Source organism: Paenibacillus jamilae (assembly GCF_050482105.1).
Taxonomy (GTDB): Bacteria; Bacillota; Bacilli; order Paenibacillales; family Paenibacillaceae; genus Paenibacillus; species Paenibacillus jamilae_B.
This window is the reverse complement of the sequence record NZ_JBCNHI010000019.1, coordinates 32329-50043: the sequence shown is the minus strand read 5'-3', so window position 1 is coordinate 50043 and position 17715 is coordinate 32329. Positions and strand designations below refer to the sequence as shown.

13 protein-coding genes are annotated in these 17715 nt (G+C 46.3%); 1 reads left to right on the top strand and 12 read right to left on the bottom strand.

Going from position 1 to position 17715, the window contains the following annotated elements; genetic code table 11:
• The 11 genes from ABEW32_RS18820 to ABEW32_RS18770 form a co-directional block, all read right to left on the bottom strand.
• Window positions 1–3637: non-ribosomal peptide synthetase (locus tag ABEW32_RS18820; RefSeq protein ID WP_430190568.1), on the bottom strand; the 3637-nt coding region annotated here is incomplete at its 3' end.
• A gap of 51 nt (window positions 3638–3688) precedes the next feature.
• A complete protein-coding gene (locus ABEW32_RS18815) occupies window positions 3689–5554 on the bottom strand; it encodes an ABC transporter ATP-binding protein (RefSeq protein WP_430190565.1) in 1866 nt (621 codons plus the stop codon).
• Complete coding sequence (locus ABEW32_RS18810) at window positions 5529–7361, bottom strand: ABC transporter ATP-binding protein (protein ID WP_430190562.1); 1833 nt, start codon at window positions 7359–7361, stop codon at window positions 5529–5531. Before ABEW32_RS18810 ends, ABEW32_RS18815 begins: the two co-directional genes overlap by 26 nt.
• A gap of 214 nt (window positions 7362–7575) precedes the next feature.
• Window positions 7576–8400 (bottom strand): thioesterase II family protein, encoded by an 825-nt coding sequence (locus ABEW32_RS18805; RefSeq protein WP_430190559.1) that lies wholly within the window; start codon window positions 8398–8400, stop codon window positions 7576–7578.
• 816 nt (window positions 8401–9216) lie between these two features.
• On the bottom strand, window positions 9217–10194 hold the full coding sequence (gene glpX, locus ABEW32_RS18800; protein WP_430190556.1) for a class II fructose-bisphosphatase: 978 nt from the start codon (window positions 10192–10194) through the stop codon (window positions 9217–9219).
• A gap of 147 nt (window positions 10195–10341) precedes the next feature.
• A complete protein-coding gene (locus ABEW32_RS18795) occupies window positions 10342–11145 on the bottom strand; it encodes a pyruvate, water dikinase regulatory protein (protein ID WP_430190553.1) in 804 nt (267 codons plus the stop codon).
• A 13-nt stretch (window positions 11146–11158) separates the two neighbouring features.
• Window positions 11159–11803 carry a helix-turn-helix transcriptional regulator gene (locus ABEW32_RS18790; protein WP_026065509.1) on the bottom strand — a complete coding sequence of 215 codons (645 nt, stop codon included), beginning with the start codon at window positions 11801–11803 and terminating at the stop codon, window positions 11159–11161.
• A 207-nt stretch (window positions 11804–12010) separates the two neighbouring features.
• Window positions 12011–13228: an ABC transporter permease gene (locus tag ABEW32_RS18785; RefSeq protein ID WP_430190550.1), complete on the bottom strand. Its 1218-nt coding sequence runs from the start codon at window positions 13226–13228 to the stop codon at window positions 12011–12013.
• Window positions 13225–13944: an ABC transporter ATP-binding protein gene (locus tag ABEW32_RS18780; protein ID WP_430190547.1), complete on the bottom strand. Its 720-nt coding sequence runs from the start codon at window positions 13942–13944 to the stop codon at window positions 13225–13227. Before ABEW32_RS18780 ends, ABEW32_RS18785 begins: the two co-directional genes overlap by 4 nt.
• Before the next feature lie 6 nt (window positions 13945–13950).
• A complete protein-coding gene (locus tag ABEW32_RS18775; RefSeq protein WP_430190544.1) occupies window positions 13951–15411 on the bottom strand; it encodes an efflux RND transporter periplasmic adaptor subunit in 1461 nt (486 codons plus the stop codon).
• Window positions 15412–15424: 13 nt separating this feature from the next.
• Window positions 15425–16588, bottom strand: coding sequence for a TolC family protein (locus ABEW32_RS18770; RefSeq protein ID WP_430190542.1), 1164 nt, complete (start codon window positions 16586–16588; stop codon window positions 15425–15427).
• A gap of 319 nt (window positions 16589–16907) precedes the next feature.
• Here ABEW32_RS18770 and ABEW32_RS18765 point away from each other — a divergent pair, with 319 nt between their 5' ends.
• Window positions 16908–17096: a hypothetical protein gene (locus ABEW32_RS18765; RefSeq protein ID WP_430190540.1), complete on the top strand. Its 189-nt coding sequence runs from the start codon at window positions 16908–16910 to the stop codon at window positions 17094–17096.
• A 179-nt stretch (window positions 17097–17275) separates the two neighbouring features.
• Here ABEW32_RS18765 and ABEW32_RS18760 read toward each other — a convergent pair whose 3' ends face one another.
• Window positions 17276–17599, bottom strand: coding sequence for an MGMT family protein (locus ABEW32_RS18760; RefSeq protein ID WP_430190537.1), 324 nt, complete (start codon window positions 17597–17599; stop codon window positions 17276–17278).
• Window positions 17600–17715 lie beyond the last annotated feature (116 nt).

Below are 17715 nucleotides of genomic sequence, written 5' to 3'. Positions count from 1 at the left end.
CCAACAAGTGGTCTCCATCGGTGCAGCGGAACAGACCCAGTTTCACCAGCGGGCCTTCATCTAGACGGATACTGCTTTGAATTTCGCTAGCTTTGTTCTCCAGCAAATGGGCAAAGTCAGACTCCTGGGTATAATCCACCACTTCGAGGCTATACAGCTCTCCTTCTTGCACGCCACGGTTCCATGCTTCATAACCACCGTCTGCATTTTGGCGGAATACGATGCGCAAAGCATCATGATGCTCGACAATGCGTTGCAATGTTTGATGAAGCGCCGTTTCGTCCAAACGATCCTCACGGTGCAGCATCAGAGCCTGGTTATAGTGCTCAGGATTAGATGGCTGCTGTTCAATAAACCAGTGCTGAATCGGTGTCAAGGCCACATTTCCTCTGACTTCTCCTTGATCGGACACGCGGGTCACCCGCTGCACCCGTCCATTCAGCTCAGCAATCGTTGGATACTGGAACAGTTCTCTCATTTCCAGCTTGTAACCATTTTGCAGCAATCTCGAAGACACCTGGATGGCCTTAATCGAGTCGCCGCCCAAATGGAAGAAGTTATCCAGTACACCAATTTGTTCGATACCCAGTACAGATTGCCATACCGATACCAATGTCCGCTCTACCTCATTACGGGCGGCTACATAATCCTCGCCGGAATCCACGCTTCCCTCCGGCTGTGGCAACGCCCGCCGATCCACCTTGCCATTCGGTGTCAACGGCAATTGCTCCATCTGTACAAAATACGACGGCACCATGTAACCCGGCAATTCCTGGCTCAAGGCGCTTCGTAGCTCACTTGCCGTAATATCCGTAAGGGTGACCACATATGCGCAAAGCTGTTTTTGTCCCTGCTCATCCTCACGTGCAATGATGACGGCTTCTTGCACCGCCTCCAGCTTCAACAGCTGCGCTTCCACCTCGCCCAATTCAATCCGGTAGCCACGAATTTTCACTTGCGCGTCGATCCGCCCTTTGTATTCCAGCGTCCCGTCCTCATTCCAGCGAACCAAATCGCCTGTACGGTAGCAGCGCTCTCCACTGCAGAACGGACTATCTATGAACTTTTCAGCCGTTAAGTCAGGACGATTCCGGTAGCCACGTGCCACCCCGTCGCCGCCGACGATCAGCTCGCCCCAGGCCCCCACAGGCTGAAGCTGCATGGAACGATCTACAACATATGCCGTGGAGTTGTGAATCGGACGTCCAATTGGAACCGCTTCTGACTGCACACCAGCAATTGCATGAGTTGTAGAAAAAGTTGTATTTTCCGTTGGGCCATAGCCGTTGATAATCCGTAAGGACGGATGAGCCTCAAGCACTCGGTTAATGTGCGGTACGGACAGCACATCACCGCCAACCAGCAGTTCTTGTACCCCCTCAAATAACTCCAGATCCTGCTGGGATAGCTGGTTAAAGAGCGGCGCAGTTAGCCACATTGTCGTAATACCATGGCTGCGGACAGCTTCCTTGAGCTTCGGCGCATCCAAAATGACATCCTGGCTCACCAGTACAAGCTGTCCTCCATTCAGCAGCGCACCCCAAATTTCAAAGGTGGACGCATCAAAGACAACGGCACCGGTTTGTAAAATGCGCGTATCAGCACCCAGTTGCGCATAGTTTGTATTTTTCACCAAACGCACAACATTGCGGTGTTCTACCATAACCCCTTTAGGCTGTCCGGTCGTGCCTGAAGTGTACATAAGATAGGCTAGTCGATTACCAAATGTATGTGTCTGTACTCCAGTAGTGCTATCTGTGACAGACGAGGAGGATTCTTTTATATTCACATTTTTCGGATTTGTATAATCGGCATAATCCGCATGATAAGCTTCATTTTGTTCCTCATGAACGTTATTTACGCCTTGGGTATTCTCTGATCCGTACACCGTGACATCGCTAAGATCTAGCACGATTCCGGTGTAATCCTCCGGTTGCTGTTCCGCATGCTGCACCAGCAGCAACTTCGCTCCCGAATCTTCCAACAGGTAGCGTACACGTTCAGCCGGATAATCAGGGTCAATCGGCACATATGCGCCGCCCGCTTTGAGAATCGCCAGCATACCGACAATCATATCTGCAGAACGCTCAGCAACGATACCTACAGTTCGCTCAGTAGTAACACCGTGTCCGCGCAGCGTATGAGCCAGTCGATTGGCTTTAGCATTCAATTCGCCATAAGTTAAATGAGCGTTCCCAGACACAACTGCTGTCTGATTCGGTATACGTGCCGCCTGTTCCTCAAATAACTCATGAATGCCTGCTTCGCGTGGATATTCCACTGTTGTGGCATTGAATACGTCGACGATTTGCGCCCGTTCTTCCTCACTGATCAGCGATAATTCCTGTATCTGCTTGTGTGGGCCCTGTACCATATGCTCCGCCACACTCAAAAATTGTTGAATAATTCGAGCAATTTCCTGTTCACTAAACAGCTCAGTACGATAATCCAGGTATAATACGAGTCTGTCGTCATCCAGCATTTCAACCATGTGAATATCGAAGTCATTCACTGTATCTCCGCAGAAATCGTTATCCACCTGCTGAATCGCTTCATCAAAACGGGAGAAACTCAAGGTACGGTACTGAATAGATGCCCCAAATAGACGCTGGATGTCCAGACTGCTTTGCTGTTCGCGCAAATCCTGAATAATTTTGTTGTACGGGTAACGCTGATGCCGCAAAATAGACGCCTGCTCCTTCCCTACCCCCTGCAAGAAGGCCAGCAGTTCGGATTCCGGTTCGACCAGCAGACGCGTTGCCACGGTGCTGACGAACATGCCGATAGTATCCTTTTCTTTCTTAGAAGTACGGTTGGCATAAAGTGTCCCTACGGTTAAGTCTTGCTCCCCCGTCACTTTATGCAAATAAATATACAGAGCCGCCAGGAAGAACGTGAAAATACTGATTTTATGTTCCTCGCAAAAAGCCGTAACACCACGATACAATTCATGCTTCAGTATAAAACTCTCCCGGCGTGCAGCTGTGCTCAGTGTCAGCGGATTATATGATTTTAAGCCTGTGGTCTCTGGCAAATCAGCAAACTTTTCCGTCCAATAGGTCTTGTCCTTTTGATAACGGTCAGATTGCTCATAGCTTTGCTCTACCTGAATAAAATCCAGATAAGGATTGCCTTTGGTCGGTGCATCCTGGCTTGTACCATGCACAATATCCATATAATGTCCAGTGATTTCATTAATGGCCTGATTCATGGACACGCCGTCCGAAATAATATGATGCATTTTAAAATTGAACCAGGTTTCTTCTGTCCCTAACTGCAAAATAACAAATCGATACAGCTGCGAATCCAACAATGAGAACGGCTGTGGATTATGGCGCTTTAACCATTCATTCGCTTCTTCCGGGGTTACTTGAAGCGTTTCAATACTTTCAGCTGTAAACGGCTCTACATATTGATATGGGATTCCATCCTGAGCAGTGATTTTGATACGGAAAGAATCGTTTTGGGCAATCACCCGGTTCATTGCTTGCTGCAATGCATCTATACGAACAGTTCCTCTGATTTTTACAGTAGCAATAATGGTTGAAGTATTCCGATTAGGATACAAAAGCTCCGTATACCAAATACGTTGCTGTGGCTGGCTTAAGGAAAACAATTGAACATCTTGCTGTGTCATCCATCTCTCTCCTCGCAAAATAGATATTTGGTAAAAAGAAAATTCGCATATTTATGCGGTTTGTTCCTCGGGATGCTTTCGAAATTGAAGCTCATATAGCTCCGCATAATGACCACCCTCAGCAATGAGCTGGTCATGAGTACCCTGTTCTTTGAGCTCACCATCGGCAAGGACACAGATCGTATCCGCCCGCTCAATCGTAGACAATCGATGGGCAATAACTAATGTCGTACGATCCTTCATCAGCTCATCTAAGCCCTGCTGAACTTCATATTCTGATTCTGCATCCAGAGCTGAGGTCGCTTCATCCAGCAGCAAAATCGGTGCATTTTTGAGCAGAGCACGGGCAATCGCGATCCGCTGTCTTTGGCCGCCGGACAAATTGGCTCCGCGTTCACCAACAATCGTATCGTAACCCTCCGGAAGCTCAGCTATGAAGCCGCTGGCATAGGCTGTTTTGGCCGCAGCCTCTACTTCCTCATCCGTGGCATCCGGTGAGCCAAAGCGGATATTATCCGCTACTGTACCGTGGAACAATGTAGCCTCCTGTGGTACATAGGCCATTAAATTCCTAACCTCATCCAACCGAAGTTCTTCTGCCAAGCGGCCGCGAATCCGCAGTATACCTTCGTCTGGTGGGTAAAATCCCAGCAACAACTTCATCACTGTGCTTTTTCCACCACCACTCGGACCGACAATCGCGGTTACTTGCCCTTCCGGCACGACCAAGCTCAATCTTCGCAGCGTTGGGCGCTCTGGCTGATAGCCAAAGGTGATGTCGTGCAATTCCAACGCAGCTGCACTCTGTTCAATGGCGGGGTCCGAATCCACGATATCAACCTCGTCATAAGACTCCTTAGATTTACGGGCTGATGAAGCTGCCGCCCCCGGACCGATAAGCCCGGTCATCAGGCTCTTCTGCTTCGCCGCGGGGAACTGTTCCTCTTCCTTCGATTCATTCAGAATTTCGCGGATTCGCGCCAAGCCCGCCAAAGAGTTTTGTAACAGTGATACAGCCGCCCCCAGCTCCAAAAATACCGTTGAAATACCCGTTTGCAGCTGCACGATCTGTCCCAAAACTCCGAGTTCCATTTGCTTCTGCGAAACTAGGATCAATCCGGCAACAAGCACACCGCCCAAAGTGATAAATTCAATAACAAAATTACACATATCTTGCAGTCCCATGTGACGTCCCTGTCGGATACTGACGCGATTTATGTCCTCGCTTGCATCGTTGCAAAGTCCACCCACCTTTGTCCTTAGCCCAAACAACTTCACCGTCTGTAAACCGGCAAGCAAATCACTCAATCGTTCCGTGAACCTGCTCATCCGTCCCTGTAATTCTTCACTCGTATGTCGCATTCTCTTCGCGAAATAAGCATTTATCCAAGCTGAGGCCAGACCAAGCAAAACCGCCATAACTCCAAATCGCCAATCCAGCACCATCAAAATGACCAAAGAGCCTAAGAAAAGCGAAGTTTCCAGTATAATTGAGCGAATATGAACGGTGTAAGCCTGCTCCAGCGTTTGGACATCATTCGTCATACGAGATACAAGATTACCCGAATGGTGTTTTTCAGCTTTTTCATAAGATAGCTTGACAACATTTCCGAATAGCTTCATTCGTACATCGGCAATCGCGAGCTTGACACATCGTTTATACATATAGCTGCACACAGGGGAAATAAGACTTAATGCCAAAAATGTCCCGCTGACCAAATAAACCGCTCGGTATAGCTCCTGTACATCGCCATTAACCGCAAAATTCAGCAGATAATGCACCACAAAAGAAAGCAAAATTGTGATGCTGGCATTGGTTAGACTGTTGCCAACCAACCCTGTAAAATACCATTTTCGGTGCGGCTTCATCAGGGACATCAATTGCTTGAATTCATAAAACCCCTGCTTGAAGGTCACGACGCTCACTCCTTTCCTCAGGCAGTGAATATCCGTTTTCCGCTGTTTGCTGTCCTTCTTCAAAATTTTGCAAATACAGCTTTCGGTACACACCGTCACGACTTAATAATTCCTCATGGGTACCCGATTCCACGATACTCCCCTGATCAAGGACGATAATGCGGTTCGCCTGACGTATGGTTGATAGTCGATGGGCAATGACCAGTACCGTCCGGTTTTGCATGGCCGCATTCATTGCAGTCTGTACCTGAGCCTCCGACTGGCTATCAAGTGCTGAAGTAGGCTCGTCTAGTAGAAGCAGCGGAGCATTTTTCAGCAATGCTCTTGCTATAGAAATACGCTGTTTTTGTCCGCCGGACAATCCGCCTCCCCGCTCGCTCAACAGAGTCTCATAGCCCTCGGGTAGCTGAATAATAAATTCATGCGCATGTGCCGCTTTCGCCGCCTCGACAATTTCCTTGCGGGTCGCCTCCAGACGCCCATATCCGATATTTTCTGCAATAGTGGCCGGAAAGAGCGACGGTTCCTGAGATACCATCGAAATATGACTGCGCAGACTTGTCAGATTCCAATCCGTTAAATTCTTACCAAACAATTGAAGAGTTCCAGCATGCTCTCCCGGTTCATTAAATCCGCAAAGCAGCTTGAAAATAGTGCTTTTACCGCCACCACTGGCACCAACAATCGCTACCGTTTCTCCTTGTCCTACCTGGAAGCTAATATCCTTCAGCACCGTATTTCCTTCGCTGTAGCCAAAGGTCAAATGCTCAAAGCTGACTACAGCAATGTCATTGTTGCTTTCTGCATTGTCTTCCTCATGATCTTGACTAATTGAAGTGCTTTCCCCGTCTTGCCGTTCATCCGGCCAATCCAGTACCTCAAACAAATGCTTCGCCGCTCCCTCTGCTTCCTTCATTTGCGAAATGATCGTCGGCAGCATGGCAACGGGCTGCAGGATGAACGAAATCAGATATAAAAACAGGACAATGCCTCCCGCGTTTAGCTCACCTTGTTGGATCAGATATCCACCGCACACAATGACCAAAATAATCGGTGTTGCCAGCATCATCACCCCTACTGGAGTAATGAACGCATAGCGTTTTTCCAGCCGCAATCCGCGCCTGATGACCTCCTCCGTAATCACCATATACTTCTTCAACAGCACAGCCTGCATATTGAATGCCTTGATGATAGGAAGTCCTCCAATCGCATCCTGTCCGACCGCATTCAAATGAGCAATTTTCTCCTGAAGCTCCTTGGAGTATTTTTCAATTGGCTTGCTCATCAGTGATGTAATGAGCATTCCTATAGGCATAAGCGCAAGACTTGCCACGACCAGTTTCCAGCTTGTCAGTAAAAGCAACGTTAATGATGCCGCAAACACCAGTGGCAAATAAAATAGATTAGCAAACTGCTGAATAAAAAAATTCTGTAGTAGCGCGGTATTGTTTGTTAGACGGGATACTAAATCTCCAGTAAACTTCCTCTCCACGCTGGCAACAGGTAAATCATAAAACTTATGTACGAGATCGCCTCTCAAGTCGCGCAGGGCACTAACACTGAATCGTGCTGAAGCGTACCTCATCACAAACTTACAAGGCATTCCAATTACCGTCATACCAACAACTAGATAGACCATGTTCTGGGTAGAGGAGAATGTCCCCTGTGCCATTTGCTCTATGGCCTTACCCAAAATAATGTCGATAGCTGCCAAACACAGGGAAGAAATTACGGTTATAAAAACCCAAAGGTTATACGGCTTTATATAACGTGTAAGTCTCCGAAAAGCAGAATTGGATCGAAACAAGGGCATCCCTCTTTTTCATTGCCCACACTTGAGCAGTGCGAACTAATTAGATTGGCGATGGACGTCGTTGAAGTAAACTCTGTGTCTGAAGTGAATGAGTGCCTGTACAGAAATGTTGGATTTAATCTATGCTGGAAAATGCATCATGGTGGGTTGATTTCGGTTAATTGCTGAGATAGCGATAACGAAGTGTATCGTGATGTGTGTGGGACATTTAATTCTGCCTAAATCGTGGTTGTAGAGTACTTGTGTCGTAAGATGTATGAGCTGCCGCAGTGTGGGCCATCGGCGGAGATGTAGAAAGAATGTCCTCAACTGCGCTCATAACCTCTGGCTCTTGCTCATGGATGAAAAAGTGATTGCCTTCGAACATACGGACATCCATAGGTGACGTTGTATGCTGCTGCCAGGCACGGAGTGAATCTGTGCTAACCTCAAAATCCTCCGTCCCCCCTAGAACTGTCATCGGGCATACCAGTGGATTTCCTGGCTGATAAACATAAGTTTCGCATACCTTAAAATCTGCACGCAGACGAGGCATAATAATTTGCATCAATTCTGCATTTTGCAGCACCTCTTCAGGTGTACCCTGCATCAAACGAAGCTCTTCAGTGAAAGAATCGTCTGCTAAATCATGAAGTTGTTTTTTCGAGTACGGAAGATGAGGGGCAGATTTACCAGATACGATAATATGCACAGGTAGTTTTCCAGTTTTGCTGTACAACTGCCGTGCTGTTTCAAATGCAATCAATGCCCCCATGCTGTGCCCAAAAAAGGCAAATGGCTTATGTATGTATGGAGTCATGGCTGGGACCAATGATTGAACGATGTCTTGAAGGGTTTCCAGTGGAGCTTCAATGGAGCGGCTCTCACGTCCTGGGAGTTGTATTGGTAACACGGTAATATCAGGTGCGAGCCTGGACTTCCAAGAGTTAAATATATAAGCACCGCCGCCGGCGTAGGGGAAGCAAAATAATTGGAGCTTCGCAGTCGGTTGAACCTCTGTTTTCGCGAACCAAGATTGTGATCGAGTCGTCACATGAATTCCTCCATCCTCTATGCAGTTCATAATTTTACAGTAAATCCTTATATCTCTTTTTTTCTTCCAACACTTTCTAGCTTTTTTAAATATACAAACTTTAAAACGGCTTGACATGGGACAAAAGTGCTAAATTGCTGAGCTTCATAAAAATAAACTAAAATCCATATTATTCTATTTGTTTCCAAACTACAAAAACAACAATTTTACTTTTTCATTCATTATCTGCTCCTCATGGGTCTGCAAATTAGGCTTAAAACATAGTTTCACATTTTCAAGAATATTGTAAAACTAAAATTATTGTGATTTACAATTACGCCCAAACCCCTTATCCTATAACAATTTTATCTTTACATGCCATTAACATAAATGTAACAAATTCAACCTGATATCATCCGACAAATTCCGCCTTTTTCCGCACCTCTCCTTAACGTCCTATATAATGGAATTAATTTAAAACAAGCTCACATAAACCAAAATTAATAACTCTTTAAATTTTTATTAAGCAGGGCTTTTATGTAGTTCAATAGAACTACATTTTCCATAATTTTTTTTGACTCTTCGTCTAAAAAATTTAGTGAGAATTGATTTTTTATCTCTCCAAGCTATGAAATTTCTTTTGAAACCTTAATTGAAACGTTTCTATTTCACTTCAAAAGTGCCTTTTATTTAGAAATTTATATCCTTGCTTTTAGTCTTTTCGCCTCCCAAAAATCAGTAACGGCAAACAGCAAGTCTCCCTGTTGTTAGAGACTTGCTGTTATATAAGTTTATTATGATTGATTTCGACAGTGGGAGAAGTCTTAACTTCAACTATCAAGAGGATGCTGCTGCCGCAAGCGTACCGGAAGAATCAGCTATATGGTGAATGCTTCGTACGAAACGAATTGTTTTTGTTTGCGAATGCATTACAACTGAATGAGTTTCAGCTCTGTGACCTGGCAGAGAACGAACTCCCTGCAACCACTCACCAGGCGTCACCCCTGTAGCGACAAACATCACGCCTTGGCGTCCGACCATATCCTCCATCGACAGCAACGCCCCCGGATCAGTAATACCCATGCGTTTGCAACGTGCAATCTCTTCTTCTCCATGAGGCAGCAGGCGACCCTGTATTTCTCCGCCCATACATTTCAGCGCTGCCGCTGCCAATACTCCCTCAGGAGCGCCACCAGAGCCGATGTGCAAATCTACACCGCTATCCAGGCAGGTTTCGATTGCGCCCATCACATCCCCATGGCCAAGCAGCTTAATCCGAACGCCACTTTCCCGCAGAAGCTGGATGATTCCGGTGTGCCGTGTACGATCCAGAATTGATACTGTAAGATCGGACAAGGATTTCCCCAAAATTCGCGCTGCTTTTGATAAGGTAGTCGGGATCGTGTCCTCTAGTGACAGCTTTCCGGCCAGTGCCGGGCCAACGGCTAATTTTTGCATATACATATCCGGGGCATGAAGCAGACTCCCACGAGGTGCAGCAGCAATGACCGACAGTGCGTTATTCAAACCGTTCGCCACCGTTTCCGTCCCCTCCAGAGGATCAACAGCAATGTCCATGGCCGGTCCTCTGCGGTTGCCTACTCTCTCCCCGATATACAGCATGGGAGCCTCATCCATCTCGCCTTCACCAATTACAACCGTACCGTCCATGGATACCGCGTTAAAATGAGTACGAATGGCTACCGTTGCCGCCTCGTCCGCACTATTCTTATCTCCACGCCCTGTCCATTGTGCCGATTGCAGTGCCGCTGCCTCTGTAACTCGAACGAATTCCAATGCCATTTGACTCTCCATACTTATCCCTCCACCTCTCCTAAAAATAATTGTTATCCATAGGCAAATTAATATTTTCAAGGCAGTTTTGCTGCCTTTTATATTTACACTCCTGTATCCTGTGATTCATGTTCTCTGTATATAAGCTGCTTCTAAGTTACTTCGCTTCTACAACATTCGGATAATCAAGCCTGCTGTCTCTTCAATTGCTTTATCTGTAACATCAATGACCGGACAATTCAGCTCTTGAAACAGAGACTGTGCATACGCGATTTCCTCTTCCACCCTCGTTGCTGTAGCATACTGCACATTGTTAGGAAGCCCCATTACCTTTAGTCGTTCACTGCGTATTTTCAACAGCAGTTCCGGCTGGATCGTCAATCCGAACACTCGGCCACGCTGAACATCCTTTAACTGAATAGGTGGTGTTAGCTCCGGTACTACCGGAATATTGACTGTTTTATAACCTTTGTGTGCGAGAAACATGGATAAAGGAGTTTTGGAAATACGAGACACTCCAAGCAATACAATATCTGCTTTGAGAATGGCGCTCACATCTTTGCCGTCATCATATTGAACCGCAAAATCCAGTGCCTCGACACGCCGAAAATAGTTGTCATCCAGTCGGTGCAGTAGACCAGGCTTCTCTTTAGGATCGTTATGAAACGTATCGGCGAACGCCTGCATCATCGGTCCCATAATATCGACAGCACGCACATTCAGCCGGACAGCCTCCTCTTTCATCGCCTCTCTCAATTCCGGCTGTACCAGCGTATAAGCTACAAAGCCTTTGCGTTCGGCAACTTCCTCCATTACCCGACTTAGCTCGTCTTCATCCCTCACGTTCATAAATCTTTTGATCTCTGTGTCTGGTAACTCAAATTGGCGCATGGTCGCCTGTACGACAGCTTCTGCTGTCTCGCCAATTGAGTCTGAACAGATCGCTATAAAATGACTGCTCGCCTGAACCATTCGATTCCTCCCATTAATCCTCTGCTACCATATCGAGCAACATTTTAATAATATTTGTTTTTGTAATACGTCCCACGACTTTCCAATGCTCTCCTGGTTTGTCGGAATCCGAAGGGACGACGACAGGCAAGCTGTCGATTTGACGGGCAATAATTTTGCGTGCCGCCTCTAATACGGTATCCTCTGGCGAAACAGTAACCACATTCGCTTGTCGGGTCATTACCAGACTGACAGGAATAGTTGCTGCATTGGGATTGCCTAACGTTACCTTAAGCAGATCCTTGCGAGAAGCTACTCCTGCCAAATCTCCGTCTTCATCAGTTACGATCAAATTGCTCACATTTTCCAAAAAAAGAGCTACGACAGCTTCCTGAATTGTGGTGGTTTCACGTACGATGACTGGAACCCCGTGAAGATCGCCGACCTTCATTTGCAAAAGCCGGAATTTTTCCTCCCGGTTCGGCGTGCCCCGCTTTCCAACAAAATAACCGACCTTGGGCTTTGCATCTATGTAATTCAGAATGCCCAATTTGGATAGGTCGGTCCGAATGGTCGCCTTACTGAGATTAAGCATTTCCGCAATCTGGTCACCCGTAATCGGGGCATGCTTTTGTACGATGTTTAAAATTTCTACTTGTCTTGCCGTAAGGTCGATGATGAACGCCCCTCCTTTTTAACTTGCGATCTGATATTGAATATAATACGTCATATATAATAATAAATCAACCTAAAAAAGCATATAAAACATCACATATATAAAATTAAAGTGGTTATTCACGTTCTTTTATCATTTAAAACACTTATTTCATACAAAAAAACGGGTGCTTTATCCCTCTCTTTCGAGTAAGGCAAAGCACCCGCTTTCCTATTCGTATCTTAAAGCATCAATCGGACGCAGCTTCGAGGCCTTGCGCGCCGGATATACTCCGAACAGCACTCCAACTCCCATACAGCACAGAAAAGAATACAGAACTGGCTCTACCGAATACACAATCGGCATTTGGGCGAATTTCTCGAGCAGCTTTGCACCCCCAAGACCCACCATTACGCCGACCAGTCCGCCCATTAGACTGAGAAAAACAGCCTCAGCCACAAACTGCAGCATAATATCGCTGCGTTGCGCACCAATTGCTTTGCGAATTCCGATTTCTCTCGTACGCTCTGTGACGGACACCAGCATAATATTCATAATGCCGACACCGCCAACACCAAGCGCAATTGCAGCTACACCGATCAGCAGCATATTCATAACCCGGTCAACCCCGGACACTGTTTTTAGGATTTCCGTCTGGGTCATAATTTGAAAATCATCGCCCTCTGAGGGCTTTAGCTCATGCCTGGTCCGCAGCACCTGCCGAATTTCAGCACTTGCCTGATCGATCTTGTCCTCTGTTGTTGCAGAGGCATTCACCTGCTGAATGCTCATATTGCCTAGTCGTTCCATCCCCGTTGTAATCGGCACATATACCTGCTGTCCACTATTATTCATATTGGAATTGGAATTGGAATTAGCCAGCACACCAACCACCTTAAAGGGCAGTTGCTTGATCATAATGATCTCACCTACCGATTTGGAAGCATCCGGACCGAAAATATTACGGGCCGCATCACTCCCCAATACCACCACATTCAATCGTTTATCCACTTCATAGTGGGTAAACGATCTGCCTTGAGCGAGCGACAGCTTTCTCACATGAACAAATCCCAGCGAGGTCCCCTCAATTTGTACATTGACCTTATTGCGACTCCATGTAATATCTGCACTGGTCATCGCACTTGGTGCCACCTCGGCTACTGCCTTTTGCTTCTCTAGCTCCTCGATATCTTCCAGTGATATTCCTTTCGTTTGATTAAACGACATGGAACTTGATCCATCATATGGAGCATAAGGATAAATCATCAGCAGATTATTTCCCATACTGTTGATCTGCGATGTAATCGTAGCCGTTGATCCTTTACCAATGGCCACAATCGCAATCACAGCAGCCACACCAATAATAATGCCCACCATGGTCAGTAAGGATCGCAGCATATTGGTGCGCAAACTGTTGAGCGATACACGAATAATTTCCTGAAACTTCATGCCTTCACTTCCTCTGCCGCCATTCTTCGTTTCTCAACAGGCTGATCCTCTTCAATCCGCCCATCCCGAAAGTGAATCAGACGCTTGGCATATTCCGCAACCTCCTGATCATGAGTAACCAGTACAACCGTTTTCCCCTGATCGTTCAATCGCTGAAAGATCCCCATGATTTCCACACTTGTTTTGGAGTCCAAAGCTCCTGTCGGTTCATCCGCCAAGAGAATAACCGGATTATTCACAAGTGCGCGTGCAATGGATACACGTTGCTGCTGACCGCCTGACAATTCGTTTGGTCTGTTGTTCATCCGGTCGCCTAGTCCTACGCTTGTGAGGGCTTCCATGGCCCGCAAACGACGCTCCTTGGCAGAAACACCCGCATAGATCATAGGCAGTTCCACGTTTTCCAGAGCTGTTGATCGGGGAAGCAAATGGAATTTTTGAAATACAAATCCGATTTTCTGATTACGTATAATAGCCAGTTCATCCTCGCGGGCATCTAATATCGAATATCCATCCAAATAAAATTGTCCTGACGTAGGTAGATCCAGACAGCCGATGACATTCATCATTGTGGATTTGCCTGATCCAGACGGTCCCATAATCGCAACAAAATCACCGTCGGCAATATCAAGCTGAACCTCACGCAGAGCATGAATTTCCTGATCTCCGACATGGTATACTTTTTTCAAACCCTCAATCTGAATAACATATCTCATGCCTGTTTAAAAGCCTCCCTGCATGCCGCCCATTGCGGAAGGATCTGGCGGAGGCTCAGGGGCAGGCACAATAATCGTGTCCCCCTCCTTAACACCGGACTTAAGCTCTACTCGGTCTGGCGTGTAAAATCCAAGTTCTACAGGCTTGAATGTGCGTGCCCCCGGATTCGCAGCGTTATTAGCAGAAACATACACACCGTCCTGTCCTCCTTCGGATCTCAGTGCAGTCGCAGGAACGAACAGTACATTTTTGTGTACTCCCAAAATAACAGCCACATTCATAATCATGCCTGTTTTAAGCTTCCCTTTCGGGTCATGAACAGACAGTTCCATCAGATACGTTGTCATCCCTTCATCCGTAGAAGCTTCCGGTGAGACGAATTGCACTTTCCCTGGGAACGATTCACCCGGATAGGCATTGGTCGACAACACAGCCGAAAGCCCCTTCTTTACCTTGACAATGTCGTTCTGACTTACCTTCACAACTACTTTAAGATCGTTGGAATCCGAGTTGTTCATGGTAATAAATGGAGCCGTCGGACTGGTCCCCACATCTCCGTTCACCTTCAGGATCACTCCGTCCCACGGTGCCGTGACCTGAAGCTTGTTCAGTTCATTTTTTTTCTGCTCTAGCTCAGTCGCCAGCCTTCGCACCTCTATCCGTGAGGATTGAATACTCGATGCATCAGCCGGAACCTGAGTCTTATGAAGCTCAGCTAATGCGGCACGGTAGCCGATTTCAGCCTCTGAAATAGTGCGACGTTTTTGCGACATGATTTTGCGGAACTGCAGATCTAGACCATCATAGTCCGTCTGTGCTTTATCCAGCGCTTGCTCTGCCTGCTCCAATTCACTGTTAGACACCGCTCCAGCATCATGTAAAAACTTTTGGTCTTCATACGCCTTCCGCGCTTGCTCCAGCTGCTTTTGAGAGGCTTTCTTCTGGCTTTCGGCTTCTTCTAGCTCAAATGATTCTTGCGCAGTATCGACAGCCATTTTGGCCCGAAGTACATTGGTTTTCTGGATTTCAATATCCTCTGCCTTCGGACCTTTTTCCAATTCAGCCAGTTTGGACTTGGATATTTCCAAAGAATCAGACGCACTTTGAATTTGCATTTTAATTTCCGAGCTGTCCAGAAGCGCCAACACTTGTCCTTTTTTCACCTTGTCTCCGGCTTTCACGTTCACCGCAGCCAACTTATTGTCGCCTGCACTCGTGAAGTTCAGCTTCACTTCCTTGGATGCTTGCACAGTGCCCGACGTGTCGAGCTTCTCGCTCACATCGCCGCGCTCTACTTTAAGCCTCTCATCCTGAACTATAGGTGCTGCCTGCTCTTTGGGCATATTCAGATATACTGCCGCTCCGCCTCCACCTACAACCAGTAAAACAACCGCAGTCCAGATCCACTTTTTTCTCCGTTTTCTCCGTAGCTTGATTAAAGCATCATTTAAAACCGTTTTTGCCAACGCCTTTTCCTCCCTATGTGCTCCATGGCTTGTTCAACGTATACTCATTTTGATCCAGCTCAATCGCCAGCTCTTCCATTTGCCGCTCAATTTGGTTCACTTTCAACTGATTATTTTTCAATTCCATTTCGATAATTAGACCTCTGGCCCACTTCTTGCGCGATAACTCCAAAGCCTCTTTTGCCGTACGCAAGCTTTCTTCCAGTTGTACGTATTTCTTTTGGTTTTCCTTAACCGTGGCATACAAATTGCGAAGGGATTCGGCAAAATCCTTTTGACCTTTGGCGAGTTCCTCTTTGGCTGTATCGACATCCATTTTAGCTAGATCGTAAGCTCCTGCGCCGCTGTTAAAATCAAAATATCTCACGTTGAGCTCCGAAGTTTTGATACTATCCTCCAGCTTCCATAAATTCGGATTCATGTCTGTCAGCTGTTGTATATGTAATTCGATATCCAGCTTCTTCGGTTCCTTGTACACGGGGCGATCCACCATTTCATAGGCTGTTCCGTTAGGCTGTCCCATGAGGAAGTTCAGAGCATCCCTGGCTTTTTGCAACGCAATTTTTCCCTGCTCGACAGTTTGCTCTGCCTGGATTCTGGCCTGAGTACTCTCGTTTTTCGCGTATTCAGACAACTTGCCGCGCGTAAATTTGGCAAGTGCAATCTTTTCCTCCGCTTGGGCGATTTCAAGCGCCTCCAGATCATTTTTCACTTGATTCTCTGCTACAAACACACTTTGGTAGCTTTTCATTACATTAAAATAAATCTGGTCTTTGGCATATTGCGCCTGCTTTTTGCTGGCTAGATAGGATAGTGTCGAAGAGTTATAATTTCTCCAAGAAGTCTCATCACCGACATATTCACCGTCTATAAAATCAACAAATGCATTTCCCAAATCCTTTTCTGCATTTTTTAGTTCAAGTCTACGACGCTCTACATCCCGCTCGGCGGTACGCGTATTGTAGCTGTTCGTCTGGGCCCATTCTACTGCCTGCTTAAGCGTTAATGGAGGTAGAGCCTGTGCTGTTACGGATGATGTCTTCGACGTAGCCGCAGCAGATGAATTAACTGACACATTTGCTGAAATGCTTTCTGATGAACTGTCAGCCTGTACAATGGGGACAAGACCTGTAGAAAAGGACAATACAAGCAGCACGGCAGCCGCTTTTTGCTTCATAAATAAATTTCTCCCCTCTCGGTGAATACTTCGAATCTTTTCCATTCTTTTCGACATAAATTTCCACGAATTCTTCGCATTCTAATTGTACTTTCACGTTTATGTTGGTACAAGGTGTCAAAACAATACATTTTTGTAACCTTTACGGCCAGATTACTCGTTGTAAACTACTTCACACCCCACCAGACATAGATTTAATCTGTTTTTACCTGAACTTTACCTAAATTTCAGCTAATTTTAAGGAAACTAACAGCAACTATTAAGGTTTGGAACATATACTAGAGAAAGAATAACAGCCGCTCACTAGGAGGGTTAATAGATGATAAAAGAATCTCGCATGACAACTACTAACGAACCGTCTGATTTGTGGATGACTCGCTTTCTGCGCGAATCCGAACACAAAAAGAAACAACTCATTCGGGAAGCCCGAAACAATAACGATATACCGCTGATGAACAGTATTTCTTTTCACCTTGCCCAGCGTGACCAGCAGCATCTGATTGGATAAGCTTACTGGGAAATCTAGTGCTATATATAACACCATCGTTCGTTAATCTACATGATACGCCAAATTAAAAAGAGACGGGACAAATCATAGCTTGATTTGTCCCGTCTCTTTTGGGCGAGGATACAGGCTAATGTAATATCTCAAAATCATTGCCACCATGGCTTGTTCCTCATTCTATTCTATTCTTCCATCTCCGCCTGCGGCTGATAAAGATATTGATCCAGCGGGATGCGTCCATTTGCATTAAATTGTATGCCCTCCTCTTCCAGATACAGTCGCTGCAAGGATGCGGACTCATCCTCCTGCAAAGCAATCTCACCCAAACGGTTAACTACTCTATGCCATGGAAGTCGATGCTTTTGGCTCAGTGTATGCAAAATACGCACCACCTGTCTAGCCCCCCTTGGGCTTCCGGCCTCTGCCGCAATTTGACCGTAAGTCATTACTTTCCCCTCAGGAATCAGCAAGATAATTTGAAGCACACGGGCAGTGAAAGGCTGCATGTTCTAATTCCTCCGCATTACTATTGCTTTTTTCCATTATTATTATAGCACCCTGAACAGAGGCCAAAAACCCCTGCTCCTACAAATGTAAGAAACAGGGGGGGACCTATCATTGC